At 57.7% G+C, this 15,731-nt stretch carries 17 protein-coding genes; 9 read left to right on the top strand and 8 right to left on the bottom strand.

Translation table 11 applies throughout. The features are described 5' to 3' along the window. Positions 1-52 precede the first annotated feature (52 nt). On the top strand, positions 53-265 hold the full coding sequence (locus tag GHO41_RS04160; RefSeq protein WP_007977299.1) for a cold-shock protein: 213 nt from the start codon (positions 53-55) through the stop codon (positions 263-265). Between the two features lie 94 nt (positions 266-359). After that, on the top strand, positions 360-848 hold the full coding sequence (locus GHO41_RS04155; protein ID WP_048367986.1) for an RDD family protein: 489 nt from the start codon (positions 360-362) through the stop codon (positions 846-848). Between the two features lie 126 nt (positions 849-974). On the opposite strand, the gene GHO41_RS04150 is transcribed toward GHO41_RS04155, so the two are convergent. The 4 genes from GHO41_RS04150 to rpoE form a co-directional block, all read right to left on the bottom strand. Beyond that, positions 975-2,390: a DegQ family serine endoprotease gene (locus GHO41_RS04150; protein WP_048367988.1), complete on the bottom strand. Its 1,416-nt coding sequence runs from the start codon at positions 2,388-2,390 to the stop codon at positions 975-977. A gap of 182 nt (positions 2,391-2,572) precedes the next feature. Continuing rightward, positions 2,573-3,541 carry a MucB/RseB C-terminal domain-containing protein gene (locus GHO41_RS04145; RefSeq protein ID WP_153433014.1) on the bottom strand — a complete coding sequence of 323 codons (969 nt, stop codon included), beginning with the start codon at positions 3,539-3,541 and terminating at the stop codon, positions 2,573-2,575. Between the two features lie 8 nt (positions 3,542-3,549). Beyond that, on the bottom strand, positions 3,550-4,140 hold the full coding sequence (locus GHO41_RS04140; protein ID WP_048367991.1) for a sigma-E factor negative regulatory protein: 591 nt from the start codon (positions 4,138-4,140) through the stop codon (positions 3,550-3,552). A 31-nt stretch (positions 4,141-4,171) separates the two neighbouring features. Further along, positions 4,172-4,753, bottom strand: a complete 582-nt coding sequence (rpoE, locus tag GHO41_RS04135) for an RNA polymerase sigma factor RpoE (RefSeq protein WP_048367992.1) — start codon at positions 4,751-4,753, stop codon at positions 4,172-4,174. Positions 4,754-5,271: 518 nt separating this feature from the next. On the opposite strand from rpoE, the gene nadB reads away from it, so the two are divergent. Beyond that, positions 5,272-6,888, top strand: coding sequence for an L-aspartate oxidase (gene nadB / locus GHO41_RS04130; RefSeq protein ID WP_048367995.1), 1,617 nt, complete (start codon positions 5,272-5,274; stop codon positions 6,886-6,888). Here nadB and GHO41_RS04125 read toward each other — a convergent pair. Then, the gene (locus GHO41_RS04125) at positions 6,857-7,309 is read right to left on the bottom strand and encodes a protein YgfX (RefSeq protein WP_178109997.1); all 453 of its coding nucleotides are present in this window, start codon (positions 7,307-7,309) and stop codon (positions 6,857-6,859) included. The genes nadB and GHO41_RS04125 overlap by 32 nt on opposite strands. Continuing rightward, the gene (locus tag GHO41_RS04120; RefSeq protein WP_153433013.1) at positions 7,293-7,547 is read right to left on the bottom strand and encodes a succinate dehydrogenase assembly factor 2; all 255 of its coding nucleotides are present in this window, start codon (positions 7,545-7,547) and stop codon (positions 7,293-7,295) included. Before GHO41_RS04120 ends, GHO41_RS04125 begins: the two co-directional genes overlap by 17 nt. Positions 7,548-7,695: 148 nt before the next feature. On the opposite strand from GHO41_RS04120, the gene GHO41_RS04115 reads away from it, so the two are divergent. Together GHO41_RS04115 and GHO41_RS04110 are read left to right on the top strand one after the other, a co-directional pair. Beyond that, complete coding sequence (locus GHO41_RS04115; protein ID WP_153433012.1) at positions 7,696-8,640, top strand: folate-binding protein YgfZ; 945 nt, start codon at positions 7,696-7,698, stop codon at positions 8,638-8,640. Positions 8,641-8,655: 15 nt separating this feature from the next. Next, complete coding sequence (locus tag GHO41_RS04110; RefSeq protein WP_048368000.1) at positions 8,656-9,474, top strand: HDOD domain-containing protein; 819 nt, start codon at positions 8,656-8,658, stop codon at positions 9,472-9,474. Between the two features lie 118 nt (positions 9,475-9,592). Here the strand turns inward: GHO41_RS04110 and GHO41_RS04105 are convergent, their stop codons facing one another. Together GHO41_RS04105 and GHO41_RS04100 are read right to left on the bottom strand one after the other, a co-directional pair. Then, a complete protein-coding gene (locus tag GHO41_RS04105; RefSeq protein ID WP_048385481.1) occupies positions 9,593-10,996 on the bottom strand; it encodes a sensor histidine kinase in 1,404 nt (467 codons plus the stop codon). After that, the gene (locus GHO41_RS04100; protein ID WP_048368003.1) at positions 10,989-11,660 is read right to left on the bottom strand and encodes a response regulator; all 672 of its coding nucleotides are present in this window, start codon (positions 11,658-11,660) and stop codon (positions 10,989-10,991) included. The genes GHO41_RS04105 and GHO41_RS04100 overlap by 8 nt, the downstream gene beginning before the upstream one ends. Positions 11,661-12,107: 447 nt before the next feature. Between GHO41_RS04100 and GHO41_RS04095 the strand changes: the two genes are divergently transcribed. The 4 genes from GHO41_RS04095 (at position 12,108) to GHO41_RS04080 (ending at position 15,703) form a co-directional block, all read left to right on the top strand. After that, positions 12,108-13,085 (top strand): tripartite tricarboxylate transporter substrate binding protein, encoded by a 978-nt coding sequence (locus GHO41_RS04095; RefSeq protein ID WP_153433011.1) that lies wholly within the window; start codon positions 12,108-12,110, stop codon positions 13,083-13,085. Positions 13,086-13,142: 57 nt separating this feature from the next. Continuing rightward, complete coding sequence (locus tag GHO41_RS04090) at positions 13,143-13,601, top strand: tripartite tricarboxylate transporter TctB family protein (RefSeq protein ID WP_048368006.1); 459 nt, start codon at positions 13,143-13,145, stop codon at positions 13,599-13,601. A gap of 1 nt (position 13,602) precedes the next feature. Next, positions 13,603-15,117, top strand: coding sequence for a tripartite tricarboxylate transporter permease (locus GHO41_RS04085; RefSeq protein WP_153330711.1), 1,515 nt, complete (start codon positions 13,603-13,605; stop codon positions 15,115-15,117). A 316-nt stretch (positions 15,118-15,433) separates the two neighbouring features. Continuing rightward, on the top strand, positions 15,434-15,703 hold the full coding sequence (locus GHO41_RS04080) for a helix-turn-helix transcriptional regulator (RefSeq protein ID WP_082148640.1): 270 nt from the start codon (positions 15,434-15,436) through the stop codon (positions 15,701-15,703). Positions 15,704-15,731 lie beyond the last annotated feature (28 nt).

Below are 15,731 nucleotides of genomic sequence, written 5' to 3'. Positions count from 1 at the left end.
TCTTTCAACGTAAGGAGGCTGCCATTAATTGTTAGCGTCAAGGAATTAAGAAATGTCTCAACGTCAGAGCGGTACCGTCAAGTGGTTTAACGACGAGAAAGGTTTTGGTTTCATCACTCCGGAAAGCGGTCCGGATCTGTTCGTACACTTCCGTGCCATTCAAGGCAACGGTTTCAAAAGCTTGAAAGAAGGCCAGAAAGTGACCTTCATCGCTGTTCAGGGCCAAAAAGGCATGCAGGCTGACGAAGTTCAAGCCGAAGCCTAAGCTTCTGTTCCACAAAAGCCTCTGATGCTGACATCAGAGGCTTTTTTATGGGCGCAATTTCGTAAGATGGGTTTTTCCTTCACGAGAGCCTGCCATGTCGAAACCACCACTTAGCCCCCAAGGCGACTTTCCCGCCGCCGGCCTGGGGCGCCGTCTGGCAGCCATGTTCTATGACTTTCTGCTGTGTACGGCCCTGCTGATTGTGACCACGTTTATCTACAAGCTGATCATGATGGGCTTTATCGGTGAAGCCAAAATGCGCGAGCTGACCGAAGCCGGGGCGCTGGATGGCGACCCGTTGCTCTCGACCATTTTGTTGTTTGTCCTGTTCGCGTTCTTTGCCAAGTTCTGGACCCACAGCGGCCAAACCCTGGGCATGCAAGTGTGGGGCGTGCGCGTGCAAAACGCCGATGGATCGGCGATCAGCCTGTGGCAAGCGCTGTTGCGCTTTATGGTGTCGATTGGTTCGTGGCTGTGTTTAGGGCTGGGGTTTATCTGGTCTGTGTTCGATAAACGCAAGCGCACCTGGCACGACATATACTCCGACAGCCAGTTGGTTCGCATCCCTAAACAGAAGAAATAAAAAAAGCCCGTATCTCGCGATACGGGCTTTTTATTTTTGCTGTGTTTCTATGGTGACTGCCGTTTGCTGGAGAAACGGGTTGCTGCGCAACCCTTCGCAGCCTTCGGCAGCGACTACAAGGGTTGGTTACTCTGCCAGCTTGAAGGTAATGAAGCTGGCGCGGCCCTGACGCAGTACACGCATCGAGACCGAACGATTTTTTGGCAATGCCTTGGCAATTTCAGTGAATTGCTTGGCATCGGTAATCGCCTGATTGTTCAGATGAGTGATCACGTCACCCGGTTGCAGACCAATCAACGCCGCAGGACCGTCCTGTACGTCTTTGATGATCACGCCACCTTTGATGTCGTTGGCTTTCTTCTGCTCGTCGGTCAAGTCAGCGACAGCGACGCCCAGACGGTTGCTGCTTTGCTCAGCACCGGTCAGGCCAGCCATCTCCTTGCCTTCATCCGGGATAGCGCCCACGGTGAGGTCCAGGGTTTTGCGCTTGCCGTCACGCACCACTTCAAGGGTGGCTTTGCTACCGGCTTTCAGCGCGCCTACCAGGTGCGGCAGGTCGGCCGACATGACGATCGGCTGGCCATTCATGCTCAGGATCACGTCACCTACTTGCAGACCGCCTTTGGCAGCCGGGCCGTTGTCCAGTACTTGAGCAACCAGCGCACCGGCAGGTTTTTCCAGACCGAAGGATTCCGCCAGGTCTTTATTGACCTCTTGAATCACCACGCCCAACCAGCCACGGCTAACCTTGCCGCCGGCTTTGAGTTGGTTGGAAACGTCCATGGCCACATCGATAGGGATCGCGAACGACACGCCCATAAAGCCACCGGAACGGGTGTAGATCTGTGAGTTGATGCCGACCACCTCACCTGCCAGGTTGAACAGCGGGCCACCGGAGTTACCCGGGTTGATTGGCACGTCAGTCTGTATGAACGGCACATAGCTTTCATTCGGCAGGCTGCGGCCGATGGCGCTGATGATGCCTTGGGTGACGGTGTGGTCAAAGCCGAACGGCGAGCCGATCGCTACCACCCATTGACCGGCCTTGAGGTCCTGAGACTTGCCCAACTTCAGCACCGGCAGGTTTTTGCCATCAATTTTCAGCAGGGCCACATCGGAACGCGGGTCGGTACCGACCAGCTTGGCTTTCATTTCGCTGCGGTCAGACAGACGCACGATGATTTCGTCAGCGTCAGCCACTACGTGGTTGTTGGTCAGGATGTAGCCGTCCGGGGAGATGATAAAACCCGATCCCAGCGATTGAGCTTCGCGCTGACGCCCACCTTGGCCACCGCCCATGCCTGGCGGCATGCCGCGTTCAAAGAAATCACGCAATCCCGGCGGCAAGCCTTCGAGGTCTGGCATGTTCGAGACTTTGCGGTCCGGCAGCTTTTGCGTCGTACTGATGTTGACGACGGCGGGTGATGCCTGCTCGACCAACTGCGTGAAGTCGGGCAACTGCGCTTCAGCCAGCGCGGGCACTGCCTGGCCGAGCATCAGCACGGCAGCAAAAATGGGTAAGTAAGACTTCAATCGAGGCATTGGTTTACAGCTCCCGTTAATAGCCAGCAGGGTTGTGCAATGAGTCCCAAAAACTTAAGCCAGCATAGACCGGTTTTTGGGCGGACCAGAAACAAACAAGGTCAGAGCCCATTAGGCACTGACCTTTGTAAAAAAAATGAAAAAAACAATTTGAAATGTTCACCGCTCATTTCAGTGTTCCATCAAGGTTTGACCGTCGCCGAGGGTTCGGCCTGCCCTGCCCGCATGGAGAGTGCGATGCGCTCTGCAGTGCCCATCGGGATCTCGCCCACCACGGTTGCGAGGATCTCTGCGTCAGGGGTCGAGAGGTGCCTTGAGACCGCAACAGTCGGCCCCAGCTGCAGGCGCATGTCGGGCACAGCGTCGCCTTTCAGGGGTTCGAGGAACACCGAGAAACGCGTCAAACCGTCGTCATACATGAGGCTGGTGACTTCTGTTTTGGTTTTGGGATCGCGACGCACGTTGCTGCTCAAGAGCTCAAACCCTGGCGGCAACCAGTCGGAATGCCAGCTGTGCACAGGTTTGCTCACAGGTACAGCCGCTTGAGAGGTGGCCACGGCCTGACAACGGTCACCGGGGGTGAGCTGGCTGTCGTTGGGCGGCGTCGTTTCAAGGTGGGTGAACTGAAAACGTTCCAGTAACTGCCCTTTGTCATTGACCAGCAATGACTTCAAAGGCAAGCCGGTTTCACGGTCCAGATACAGTTCAACGCCATAGCGATGCTGGTCACGCGGGGTTAGCACAATGACCGCCACAGGGCGACCGGCTACCCGCGAATCACCCGCGCGAGTCACGGCATACCAGTTTTCAAGGCGTTGCAAATCCAGCTGTCGCGCGGTGGTGTCGGCGACATCTGCAAGGCCGTTGATCAGTTTGCCAGTGACGCACTCGGTGCGCCCATCGGCACGAACCACCTCGTAAGGGGCACCATCAAGCTGCACCAGTCGTTCACGCACTTTGCCGTCTTGCACGCGGTGCCAGATGCGATGGGTCGAAAAACTCCCATTGCGCTCGTAAACAAACGTGCCTTGATAGCTTTGCTGCTGCTCAGCCGCGCCTAAGCGTTTTAGCCAGTCTTGGGCGTCATCGGCATGAGCAGGTACAACAAAAAAACCACTGAGCAGAAGCGGTAACAGAGGTAGGACGCGCATGATGGCCCTTAACGGTTTTCCAGGCTTGCAGCTCGTGCGTAAGGCAGAGGGCTTTCAGTTCCTTTCATGGCCGCTTGTTCAGCGTGCTGGCGCAAATAGCCCGGCAAACGCTGATTTTGCCAACCGGCCTGGCCTTGCAGTACACCATTGGCCATTGGCCCGGTGCCCTGATCAGAGCTCTCACTGTAGTTGGCCAGTACCGCCGGGCCTTTAACTGTCGGCGCACTCAGGCTCGGCTGATTGCCTTGCTGGGCCAGTTGGGCGCCCACGATGTCATCCTGGTTGTACAGTCTGACACCCGCCAGAACAGCCACCGTCACCGAGGCAGCAACTGCCAGGCGGCCAATGCTTTGCCAGTGACTGCGCTTGGCTTTGGCGGGTGTTTGTTCTTCGGCCAGTGCGGCCGATACTGCAGATGCGATGTCCAGGCGAGGGATCAGCAGATCTTTGTGCATCACAGCACGGGCAACCTGATAGCGATTCCAGGTGGCACGTGTTTGTGCATCGTCAAAGGCATTCAATACCCGACGTAATTCCAGTTCGTCCGCTTCGTTATCCATCACTGCGGACAGCGATTCCTGCAGGGCTTCACGACTCATGGCGGTTCCTCTCTTGGCTGTCGCCGCTGTCTCAGTTTTCCTGCAACAACGGCTGCAGGGCTTTATCGATGGCTTCCCGAGCACGGAATATCCGGGATCGTACGGTACCCACCGGACATTGCATGACGCTCGCAATATCTTCGTAACTCAGACCATCAAACTCACGTAAAGTTAATGCCGTACGTAAATCTTCTGGCAGTAGCTGAATGGTGCGGTGAACCGTGCCTTCGATCTCATCGCGAAGCAAAGAGCGCTCCGGCGATTCCAGATCTTTCAGACCGTGGTCACCATCATAAAACTCAGCATCTTCAGAACTCACATCGCTATCGGGTGGGCGACGACCGCGTGACACCAGATAGTTTTTCGCCGTGTTAATGGCGATGCGGTACAGCCACGTATAAAAGGCGCTGTCTCCGCGAAAATTGCCAAGTGCACGGTAAGCCTTGATAAAGGCTTCTTGTGCCACGTCCTGGGCTTCATGGGTGTCGTGCACAAAACGCACGATCAACCCGAGAATTTTGTGCTGGTATTTCAGCACTAGCAGATCAAATGCACGCTTGTCGCCGCGCTGCACGCGCTCGACCAGCTGCTGATCCTCTTCCTGGGTTAGCATGAATACTCCTCATAAGACCGGGAGGAAGAGTGTTTTGCTAATTGATCAGGCTTGCAAACATAGACTCGGGCTTTTCGCAAAAGTTCTCTCCCCCCTGGCAAGTTTCCTGCGCACTCGGATTTGGCACGCACGAAAACGCAGCTCGGGCCTGGCCGGCTGCGTCAATAATCTTGTCGTCAAAGTCACCTGCGCGGGCCGTAAAATCAACCCCGTATGGCATTGACGCAACTCCCCTTTATGGCGGGCAACCTGCTATTGAACCCTGAGCTGTCGGAAAAGTTCCAAAATTCAGATCAGGTGTAACGTCTATAGCAGGATAAAATACAGTTCGTGCGCAGGTTGTGCCCGACGCGCAGCCTCTGGTTTGCCGATTTATTCTGCAAAACGGCATGCAGATCGCCACACTCTGAGGCACACTTCTCGCCCGCTGTAATGACCCAACGCCACAAAGGCCCGGCTATTGTGCCGATCCCCCCCTCTATATACTAGTGGGCGCTTTTTTTGCGGACATAAGAAGAATGAGCCAACATTTTCAACACGATGTGCTGGTGATTGGCAGCGGGGCTGCCGGTCTGAGCCTGGCGCTGTCACTGCCAGGCCATCTGCGCATTGCAGTTTTGAGCAAGGGCGACCTGGCCAACGGCTCGACATTTTGGGCACAAGGCGGCGTCGCTGCCGTGCTGGATGACACCGACACGGTCCAGTCCCACGTCGAAGACACCCTCAATGCCGGGGGCGGCCTGTGTCATGAAGATGCCGTGCGTTTTACGGTCGAACACAGTCGCGAAGCCATTCAGTGGCTGATCGACCAGGGCGTGCCCTTCACCCGCGATGAGGACGCCGACCCTGAGCACCCAGGGTTTGAGTTCCATCTCACCCGTGAAGGCGGCCACAGCCATCGGCGCATCATTCACGCCGCCGATGCCACCGGCGCGGCTATCTTCAAGACTCTGCTCGAACAAGCCCGCCAGCGCCCCAATATTGAATTGCTCGAACAACGCGTGGCCGTTGATCTGATTACCGCCCGTCGCCTGGGCCTGGAAGGTGACCGCTGCCTCGGTGCCTACGTGCTCAACCGCGCCACCGGCGAAGTCGACACCTACGGCTCGCGCTTCACCATTCTGGCCTCAGGCGGCGCAGCCAAGGTATACCTCTATACCAGCAACCCCGATGGCGCCTGCGGTGATGGCATTGCCATGGCCTGGCGCTCGGGCTGCCGGGTCGCGAATCTGGAATTCAACCAGTTCCACCCCACTTGCCTGTATCACCCGCAAGCCAAGAGCTTTTTGATCACCGAAGCCCTGCGTGGCGAAGGCGCACACCTCAAGCTGCCGAATGGCGAGCGCTTTATGCACCGTTTCGACCCGCGCGGTGAACTGGCCCCGCGGGACATCGTGGCCCGCGCCATCGACCACGAAATGAAACGCCTGGGCATTGACTGCGTGTACCTGGATATCAGCCATGAATCCGACACGTTCATCAAGACCCATTTCCCGACGGTCTATGAACGCTGCCTGGAATTTTCCATCGACATCACCAAACAGGCGATTCCGGTGGTGCCTGCGGCGCACTACACCTGTGGCGGGGTCATGGTGGACGGTCACGGGCGCACCGACGTCCCCGGCCTGTATGCCATTGGCGAAACCAGCTTTACCGGCCTGCACGGTGCCAATCGCATGGCCAGCAACTCTTTGCTGGAGTGCTTCGTGTACGCCCGCTCTGCGGCAGACGACATCCTCACGCAACTCGAACACATCGACATTCCTGATTCGCTGCCCAGCTGGGATGCCAGCCAGGTAACCGATTCGGACGAAGACGTGATCATCGCCCACAACTGGGATGAACTACGGCGCTTTATGTGGGACTACGTGGGCATTGTCCGCACCAACAAGCGCCTGCAACGGGCCGAGCACCGCGTGCGCCTGCTGCTGGACGAAATCGACGAGTTTTACAGTAACTATAAAGTCAGCCGCGACCTGATTGAGCTGCGCAACCTGGCACAAGTGGCCGAGTTGATGATCCGCAGTGCAATGGCGAGAAAGGAGTCACGGGGGCTGCATTACACCCTCGACTACCCGGACATGCTGCCTGAAGCGCTGGACACTATTCTGGTGCCAACCACCTACGCCGACTGAACTTGAGTCGCACGCGCAAGCGCCGGTGCTGATCCGGCGCCAGCGCGTCACGCGGAATGCACACCGCCCTCACCCACCACTCGCCCGGCACGCGGAACCGCAGCAGCACCATCATCGGCAACGCCAGGCTGTCGCGTTGCAACTGCACGGCCTGCCAGCCCTTGGCCCGACTCCATAACTGCCAACCCTCGGTATTTCGGCGAAGACCACTGAAGGCCTTGGCGTGGGTCAATCGAATATGCCGGGGCACTGCCCAAACGCCATGCATCAGGCACAACAACAGCCCAAGCAGGCGAGCCCACACGGGTATCGAAAGAAGGCAGATTGAGATCAGTGCCAGCGATTGCGCTGCCAGATACGCCGCCAGCAATTGCCCGGAGGCGTGCCAGCGGCATTCAAAAAAATCACTTGGGCTGGACACGGTCCAGAATCATGCGGACCATGCGCTGCAGCTCGGGGTCGTCAGACTCGCTGCGCTCCATGAACCAGCCGAACATGTCCTGGTCTTCGCACTCCAGGAGCCTGCGATAGACTTCGCGATCAGCGTCATTGAGGTGCTGGTAAACCTCCTTGACGAACGGTACCAGCAGTACGTCCAGCTCAAGCATGCCGCGGCGGCTGTGCCAGTAGAGACGATTGAGTTCAACATCTTCGACCATGGAGCGCTCCTCAAATAGAGCGCAAGTATACAGACCGATCCAAGAGAGAACAGTCGGCTTTGGTCGGTTGTCGAGAACCTTTGCGAACTACCCATTTACAGGTCACCCCTCTATGATGTGTCCCAGACTTTACAACCTGCGATGACTCATGGCCGACTCTGCTTTTTTCTGCACCTTGTCTCACGAAGGCGTTCTTGCTGTTATTGGCAACGACGCCAGCAAGTTCCTGCAGGGACAACTCACCTGTAACCTCAATTATCTGAGCGACACGCGCTCAAGCCTCGGTGCGCGTTGCACGCAGAAAGGCCGGATGCAGTCGAGTTTCCGTATCCTCCTCGAACCGCAGGGCTGCTTTCTGGCCATGGCGCGTGAACTGGTCGAGCCACAATTGGCTGACTTGAAAAAGTACGCGGTGTTCTCCAAATCAAAATTGACCGATGACAGCGATCACTGGGTGCGCTTTGGCCTGAGCCAGGGCGACGCAGTGTTGCAAGGCCTGGGCATCGACCTGCCTGCCGACACCGACAGCGTCGCCCGGGCGAATGGCCTCATCGCCATTCGTGTGTCAGACGGCCGAGCAGAACTGTGGGCTCCGGCCGAGCAAGCCGAACACTTGCACCAGCAGTTGAAAGCCCAGTTGCCTGAAGCTGATATCAACCAATGGACACTCGGCCAGATCCGCGCTGGCATTGGTCAGGTCATGCCGCAAACGCGCGAACTGTTCATCCCGCAAATGATCAACCTGCAAGCGGTAGGCGGTGTCAGCTTCAAAAAGGGCTGCTACACCGGGCAAGAAATCGTTGCGCGCATGCAATACCTCGGCAAGCTCAAACGCCGTCTTTATCGCCTGTCGCTTGAGGCATGCAATGCGCAGCCAGAGCCTGGCACGCCGCTGTTTTCACCGACACACAGTAGCGCCGTGGGCGAAGTGGTGATTGCTGCTCATACTCCGGAGCGTATTGAACTGCTGGCCGTGTTGACAGCTGACGCGGTGGAAGCGGGAGATATTCACGTGGGCGATCTGCAAGGCCCTGCGCTGACGTTGCTTGACCTGCCTTATCAACTCGACCGTGATCGTGAGATACAGCGTTAATTCTCGAGAATAAAAATGAGCATGTTGGCGAGCAAAGTCCAGATGGACTTGGTAAAGGCCATCGTTCGAGATGACCTGGTTTTGCCCACGCTACCGGAAGTGGCGTTAAATATTCGCAAGGCAGCGGAAAACCCGGAAATCAGCGTCAGCAACCTCAGCAAAGTCATCGGTCGCGATACCGCGCTGGCGGCGCGGCTGATTAAAGTCGTCAACAGCCCGCTCCTGCGCGCGTTGTACGAAGTGACAGACTTGCACACCGCCATCACCCGGCTGGGCGTGAATTACAGCAGCAACCTGGCCATTGGGTTGGTTATGGAACAGATCTTCCACGCCCGCTCGCCCGTCGTCGAAAGCAAAATGCGCGACGTCTGGCGCCAAAGCCTGGAGGTGGCCGGTGTGTGCTATGCGTTTTGTCGGCGGTATACCTCGCTCAAACCCGATCAGGCAGCGCTTGGCGGGTTGGTGCATCAAATTGGCGTATTACCGATCCTGATTTATGCCGAGGAACATAACGAACTGCTCGCAGACCCCGTGTCGCTGAACCATGTGATCGAGCGCATTCACCCGGTGATTGGCGACAAATTGCTCGCGGTCTGGGAGTTTCCGGAAATGCTGCTCAAGCTGCCGGGGCAGTATCAGGACGTTGGCCGCGAGTCCAAGGCCATCGACTACATCGACCTGGTGCAAATCGCCACGGTGTTCTGCGAACAGCGCGACACCCCGACACTCAGCCACAACCTGAATGCGCTGCACGCATTCAAACGTCTGAAGCTGGATGCTGACAGCGAGGTGTTTCAGCAACAAATGAACGATGCGCGCGGGATGTTCATGTAACGCCACACCTGTAGCCGTGACGAGCCTTGCGAGGCGGCCGCAAGATCAAAAGATCGCGAGGCAAGCTCGCTCCTGCAGAACCCGTAGTCGCTGCCGAGGCACGAAGGCTGCGATGAACCTACAGCGAACGATTGTCGGCTGCCGATACGAAGCTCACCCGCACTTTCAACCCGCGCTCGGCGCCGTCATGCAGGCTGATGTGGGCCAGATGCGCGCGGCAGATTTCGCCAACAATGGCCAGCCCCAAACCACTCCCAGCCACTTGCTGGTTACGTCGATAAAACCGCTCAAACACTCGCTCACGGTCTTCATACGGGATACCCGGACCGTCGTCTTCAACTTCCAGCACCGCTGGCAAGGACACCCGCAAGATCACGTTACCCCCAGTACAGGTGTGCGCCAGTGCGTTGTCGATCAGGTTGCTCAATAGCTCATTGAGCAAGGTCGGTTCGCCGCGCAGCCAGACCGGCTGGTCGGCTTCCAGCGCCAGGGCCACGCCTCGGGAATGCGCCAGGGGCGCCATGGCCATGCCCAGCTCTCGGGCCAGTTGGCTGAGATCGAGCAATTGCGCCCCGCCCTCAGCAATCGCCCTCGCACCATTTTCAATACGCGCCAGCGACAACAACTGGTTCGCCAAATGCGTCAGCCGGTCGGTGTCTTTAACCGTTTGTTCCAACGTGTGACGCAAAACCTGCGGGTCATGTGTGCGCAAGCCCAACTCAATGCGGGCCTTGAGCACGGCCAGCGGGGTGCGTAACTCATGGGCCGCGTCGGCAATAAACTGCGCCTGACGCTCAAACTGCCAACGCAAGCGCTCGGTAAAGTGGTTCAAGGTTTGCACCAGCGGCCTTAGCTCACGCTGCACCGGCACCAGCGGCAACGGGCGCAAATCATCAGGCTCGCGCTCTTCAACGGCGGTACGCAAACGCTCCAGCGGGCGTAAAGCGGCGCTTACAGCAAACCACACCACTAACAATGCGCCCAGCCCCAGCATACCCAGACGCAGCAAAGTGTCGGCCATCAGGCTGCGCGCCATGGCCACGCGTGCCTCATCGGTTTCTGCCACGCGAATCTCGGCCATGCCATTCATGTTCGGTTCGCTAACGGCCTTAAGCAGGCTCACCACGCGGACGTTTTGCCCGCGGTATTCAGCGTTGTAAAAACGCGCCAGCGCCGGGTAGTCGTCAGTCCGTGGCGTGCCAGGTGGCGGTGCCGGCAAGTGTTCATAGCCCGAAATCAGCCGCCGCTGAATATCGTAAACCTGGTAGTAGATGCGTCCGGCACTGTCGTAGGCAAAGGTGTCGAGCGCCACGTAAGGCACGTCGGCACTCAGGCTGCCATCACGCTGTGACAAGCCTGCGGCGATGGTGCGGGCGGATGCCAGCAAGGTGCGGTCGTAAGCCGTGTCGGCGGCTTCGCGACCATTGAAGTAAGCACTCAGGCTGCTGGCGAGCATCAGCACCACCAGCAACAGGGTCAGGGTCCACAGCAACCGCCAACGCAGGCTGTCGACCTTAAACATCACGGCCTTCCAGCAAGTAACCCAGGCCCCGGAACGTCACAATTGCCACCGCATGGCCGTCGAGTTTTTTGCGCAAGCGGTGCACGTAGATTTCAATCGCGTCCGGGCTTGCTTCTTCGTCGAGGCCAAACACTTGAGCCGCCAGTTGTTCCTTGCTCATGACCCGCCCCGGCCTTGCGATCAACGCTTCCAGTACGGCCTGCTCGCGTGAGGTCAGGGTCAGCAATTCGTCTTTTAGCGTGAAGCGCCGGGTCTCCAGATCGTAAACCAGCGGGCCGCAGCGCTGCTGACGCTCGCCACCCAACACGCTACGGCGCAACAACGCTTTGACCCGCGCTTCGAGTTCAGCCAGCTCAAACGGTTTGGCCAGGTAATCATCGGCGCCCAGGTTGAGCCCATGCACCCGGTCCTTGACGTCACTGCGTGCAGTCAGCATCAACACCGGCAAGGTTTTGCCACGCGCGCGCAAACGCGCCAGCACCTCAAAGCCATCCATTCGCGGCAGGCCCACGTCCAGAATGGCCATCGCATAGTCTTCGCTGCTCAGTGCCAGGTCAGCGGCCACACCATCGTGCAGGACGTCCACGGTCAGGCCGGTACTTTTCAACGCTTGAGCAACACTCTCGGCCAACTGCAACTGATCCTCGACCAAAAGAACACGCATCGGATTTACCTCATTATTTTTGTTCAGGCCTGTGGCTCTGTGCGCGAAGTGTACAGACGCAAACGGGGCTGTGAACCCCAAATAAACACTGAAAGAAAACTGAAAGGTTCACGAAAGGTTGGCGGATTAGGATTCGCCAACAAACAGTTACATCTGTTGCGCAAATGATTTTTTAGCGCTGCGCAAAACACCTCGACGTGTTTTCGCCAATAAGAACAATAATGGAGCACACCGTATGCTGATGCCTCAGCCTGTCGCCCTTTGCCTTCCTGCTTGCCCCGTCTTCGCTCACCGCCACACAGGCCTGCGAACGACATTCTGTTGCCCCTCGCTGTACCCATGACGCTGACGATGCACGGCACTTGCCCGGCGTAAACGTTGGCGATGGCCACGACTGATAACAGCACTTTTCTGCTCATTTAAAACAATAACTCCTGCGGAGACATTATGAATTTCTCACTGCGCTCTTTGGCTCTTGCTGCCGGCTGCATGTTGTTCGCTGGCCAACTTATGGCTGAACCTAAACGCCCTGAATGTATCGCCCCGGCCTCCCCTGGTGGCGGTTTTGACCTGACCTGCAAGCTGGTGCAAAGCGCACTGGTAAACGAAAAACTGCTCAGTAAACCAATGCGCGTGACCTACATGCCGGGCGGCGTGGGCGCGGTGGCGTATAACGCGGTAGTCGCACAGCGCCCGGCTGACGCCGGCACGTTGGTGGCATGGTCCAGCGGTTCACTGCTGAACCTGGCACAAGGCAAGTTCGGGCGTTTCGATGAAGGCGCTGTTCGCTGGCTCGCTGCCGTCGGAACCAGCTACGGCGCGCTCGCCGTGAAAAAAGACTCGCCCTACAAGAATCTCGACGATCTCGTTAAAGCACTGAAAAAAGATCCGGGTAGTGTGGTGATTGGTTCTGGCGGCACAGTGGGTAGCCAGGACTGGATGCAGACGGCGCTGGTCGCCAAAGCAGCAGGCATCAACCCGCGTGAATTGCGTTACGTAGCGCTGGAAGGCGGCGGCGAAATCGCCACAGCCTTGCTGGGCGGCCATATCCAGGTCGGCAGCACCGATATTTCCGACTCCATGCCTCACATCCAGAGCGGTGACATGCGCCTGCTGGCGGTCTTCGCCGATGAGCGTCTCGACGACCCGCAAATGAAGGACATACCGACCGCCAAAGAACAGGGCTACGACATCGTCTGGCCGGTGGTGCGCGGCTTCTACCTGGGGCCAAAAGTCAGCGATGCCGACTACGCGTGGTGGAAAGAGACCTTCGACAAACTGCTGGTGTCCGAAGACTTCGCTACCTTGCGTGATCAGCGCGAACTGTTTCCGTTCTCGATGACCGGCCCGGAGCTGGACGCCTACGTGAAGAAACAGGTAGCTGATTACAAAGTCCTGGCCAAGGAATTTGGTCTCGTTCAGTAACCGTCGCTGATCGCTGACTGTGCCCTTAACCGTGGGGGCACAGCCCTGGAGTGAACCATGCTCTTACAACGTATTTTTGCCTCGGCGCTGCTCATCGTCTGCCTCTGTCTGGCGGCGATGGCGTGGCCCTATCAAGCGTCTTTTTCTTACGAACCGGTCGGCCCACGCGCCTTCCCGCTGTTGATGCTGGGCCTGATGAGCCTGGGTTTGATCTACATGATCTTTCGCCCTTCGCCGGTGGTGCACAGCGAGGATGACCCGCAACTGGATCGCGAAACCCTGATCAAGATCGGCCTGTGTGTCGTGCTGTTGCTGATCTTTGCCGGCACCTTCGAAACCCTCGGTTTTGTCCTCAGCGCCATCTTGGTCGGCATCCCGATGGCACGCCTGTATGGCGGCCGCTGGTTGCCGAGCATTGTGATCATCAGCCTGATGAGCGTCGGTCTTTATCTGCTGTTTGATAAAGCGATGGACGTTCCGCTGCCGCTTGGCCTGCTCGAAGTTCTGGAGAACTGATATGGATACTTTTAGCTATTTGGGCCAGGGCTTCGGCGTCGCGCTCAGCCCTTACAACCTGGTTACCGCACTGTGCGGCACCTTGATCGGCACCGTGGTCGGCCTGCTGCCCGGCCTTGGCCCGATCAACGGCGTGGCCCTGCTCATCCCGATTGCCTTCGCCCTCGGCCTGCCGCCAGAGTCCGCGCTTATCTTGTTGGCCGCGGTGTACCTGGGCTGCGAATACGGCGGGCGTATCAGCTCGATTTTGCTGAACATCCCCGGCGAAGCATCGACGGTCATGACCACCCTTGACGGCTACCCAATGGCCCGTAAAGGCCTGGCCGGCGTGGCGTTGTCGCTCTCGGCCTGGAGCTCGTTCATCGGCGCATTCATTGCCACCTGCGGCATGGTGCTGTTTGCCCCGCTGCTAGCCAAATGGGCGATTGCCTTCGGCCCGGCAGAATACTTTGTGCTCATGGTGTTCGCGATTGTCTGCCTGGGCGGGATGGCCGGCGACCGGCCGCTCAAGACGTTTATCGCAGCACTGATCGGCCTGTTTCTGTCATGCGTCGGGATCGATGCCAACAGCGGTGTGTATCGCTTTACCGGCGATAACATCCACCTGACTGACGGCATCCAGTTTGTCGTGTTGGTGCTTGGGCTGTTTTCCATCAGCGAGATTCTGCTGTTGCTGGAAAAAACCCATCGCGGCCAGGAAGCCGTAAAAGCCACCGGCCGTATGATGTTCAATTTCAAAGAAGCCTCCGCGGTGTTCGTGGTGAACATCCGCTGCGGTTTGCTGGGCTTCATCATGGGCGTGCTGCCGGGCGCCGGTGCAACCTTGGCCAGTGCGGTGGCCTACATGACGGAGAAACGTCTGGCCGGTGCCACAGGCACATTCGGTCAAGGTGACTCGCGTGGTCTGGCGGCACCCGAAACCGCTATCGGCGCTTCGGCGTGCGGTGCCCTGGTCCCGATGCTGACACTCGGCGTACCGGGTTCCGGCACCACGGCAGTGATGATCGGCGCCTTGTCGCTGTACAACATCACCCCGGGCCCACTGCTGTTTGAACAGCAACCGGACATTGTCTGGGGCCTGATCGCTTCGTTGTTCATCGCCAACATCATGCTGGTGATCCTCAACATTCCGATGATCCGCATCTTCACGCGCATTCTGGCCGTGCCTAACTGGGCACTGGTGCCGGTGATTGCCATCATCACGGCGATTGGCGTGTATGCCGTGCACGCAACCACCTTCGACTTGTTCCTGATGATCGCCATCGGCATCTTCGGCTATATCCTGCGCAAGCTCGACTTCCCGCTGTCGCCGGTCCTGCTGGGGTTCATTCTGGGCGGGCTGATGGAGCAGAACCTGCGTCGTGCGTTGTCGATTTCCAATGGTGCACTGGAGATCTTGTGGGCCAGCCCGATCACCATGAGTGTCTGGGGCCTGACCGCCGTGATGCTGCTGTTCCCTATCGTGCGTATCTGGCGCAAGCGCAGCGCCAAACGCCACACCACAGCCAATGCCTGAATCAGGCGTTAAAGGCTGCGAGTAACACCGCCGCCAGTCGCCCTGACTGGCGGTTGCCTTTATGGCAACCCAGTAAAACGCCTGGCGGGCGCCCTGCTCGCCAGGTAACGAGTTGATCACCAACTTGTGTGCAATCAACTTAAACACCCACGCAAGCGCACGTATAAAGCACTCGAATCCATGTAGGAATATTCCATTACTGTCATGGACATTCCTACAACCCTGCCACGTTGTTGAGTCGTCAGCAGACCGATTATTTTTAGCACATCAAGAATGATCTTCTCGTCCGGCACACTCCTCAATGCAAGGGCAACATATGAAAAAGTGCAGTTTTTCCAGGCGACCACTCTCGCCGGATACACCCTCTACATCGCCTGATTTCATACCCTCTCTAACGCCAAAAGAGCATGAAGTCCTCAGTTGGTGTGCCCAAGGAAAAACCAGTGCCGAGGTGGCGCTCATTCTGAACAGATCAGAAACAACGATCAATTTTCATATCGCCAATGTACGAATGAAATTCGGCGTCACGTCGCGTCACGCCGCCGTCATCAAAGCCATTAAGCTCGGCATGCCGCTGCTGCCTTAGCGGGCAATAAAAAGGCGTGCCAAGGACT

Origin of the sequence: Pseudomonas sp. FSL R10-0399 (genome assembly GCF_009600165.1) — a bacterium.
GTDB classification, from domain to species: Bacteria; Pseudomonadota; Gammaproteobacteria; order Pseudomonadales; family Pseudomonadaceae; genus Aquipseudomonas; species Aquipseudomonas helleri.
This window is presented reverse-complemented; position numbering and strand designations above follow the sequence as displayed.

What these genes read in the sequence shown, in the direction of transcription:
- GHO41_RS04160 (WP_007977299.1), top strand. Translation starts at nt 53, where the DNA reads ATGTCTCAACGTCAGAGCGGTACCGTCAAGTGGTTTAACGACGAGAAA.
- GHO41_RS04100 (WP_048368003.1), bottom strand. Translation starts at nt 11,660, where the DNA reads ATGCGTGTTCTTTTGGTCGAGGATCAGTTGCAGTTGGCCGAGAGTGTT.
- GHO41_RS04085 (WP_153330711.1), top strand. Translation starts at nt 13,603, where the DNA reads ATGGATACTTTTAGCTATTTGGGCCAGGGCTTCGGCGTCGCGCTCAGC.
- GHO41_RS04090 (WP_048368006.1), top strand. Translation starts at nt 13,143, where the DNA reads ATGCTCTTACAACGTATTTTTGCCTCGGCGCTGCTCATCGTCTGCCTC.
- GHO41_RS04115 (WP_153433012.1), top strand. Translation starts at nt 7,696, where the DNA reads ATGGCCGACTCTGCTTTTTTCTGCACCTTGTCTCACGAAGGCGTTCTT.
- GHO41_RS04110 (WP_048368000.1), top strand. Translation starts at nt 8,656, where the DNA reads ATGAGCATGTTGGCGAGCAAAGTCCAGATGGACTTGGTAAAGGCCATC.
- GHO41_RS04150 (WP_048367988.1), bottom strand. Translation starts at nt 2,390, where the DNA reads ATGCCTCGATTGAAGTCTTACTTACCCATTTTTGCTGCCGTGCTGATG.
- GHO41_RS04145 (WP_153433014.1), bottom strand. Translation starts at nt 3,541, where the DNA reads ATGCGCGTCCTACCTCTGTTACCGCTTCTGCTCAGTGGTTTTTTTGTT.
- GHO41_RS04120 (WP_153433013.1), bottom strand. Translation starts at nt 7,547, where the DNA reads ATGGTCGAAGATGTTGAACTCAATCGTCTCTACTGGCACAGCCGCCGC.
- rpoE (WP_048367992.1), bottom strand. Translation starts at nt 4,753, where the DNA reads ATGCTAACCCAGGAAGAGGATCAGCAGCTGGTCGAGCGCGTGCAGCGC.
- GHO41_RS04140 (WP_048367991.1), bottom strand. Translation starts at nt 4,140, where the DNA reads ATGAGTCGTGAAGCCCTGCAGGAATCGCTGTCCGCAGTGATGGATAAC.
- GHO41_RS04105 (WP_048385481.1), bottom strand. Translation starts at nt 10,996, where the DNA reads ATGTTTAAGGTCGACAGCCTGCGTTGGCGGTTGCTGTGGACCCTGACC.
- GHO41_RS04080 (WP_082148640.1), top strand. Translation starts at nt 15,434, where the DNA reads ATGAAAAAGTGCAGTTTTTCCAGGCGACCACTCTCGCCGGATACACCC.
- nadB (WP_048367995.1), top strand. Translation starts at nt 5,272, where the DNA reads ATGAGCCAACATTTTCAACACGATGTGCTGGTGATTGGCAGCGGGGCT.
- GHO41_RS04155 (WP_048367986.1), top strand. Translation starts at nt 360, where the DNA reads ATGTCGAAACCACCACTTAGCCCCCAAGGCGACTTTCCCGCCGCCGGC.
- GHO41_RS04095 (WP_153433011.1), top strand. Translation starts at nt 12,108, where the DNA reads ATGAATTTCTCACTGCGCTCTTTGGCTCTTGCTGCCGGCTGCATGTTG.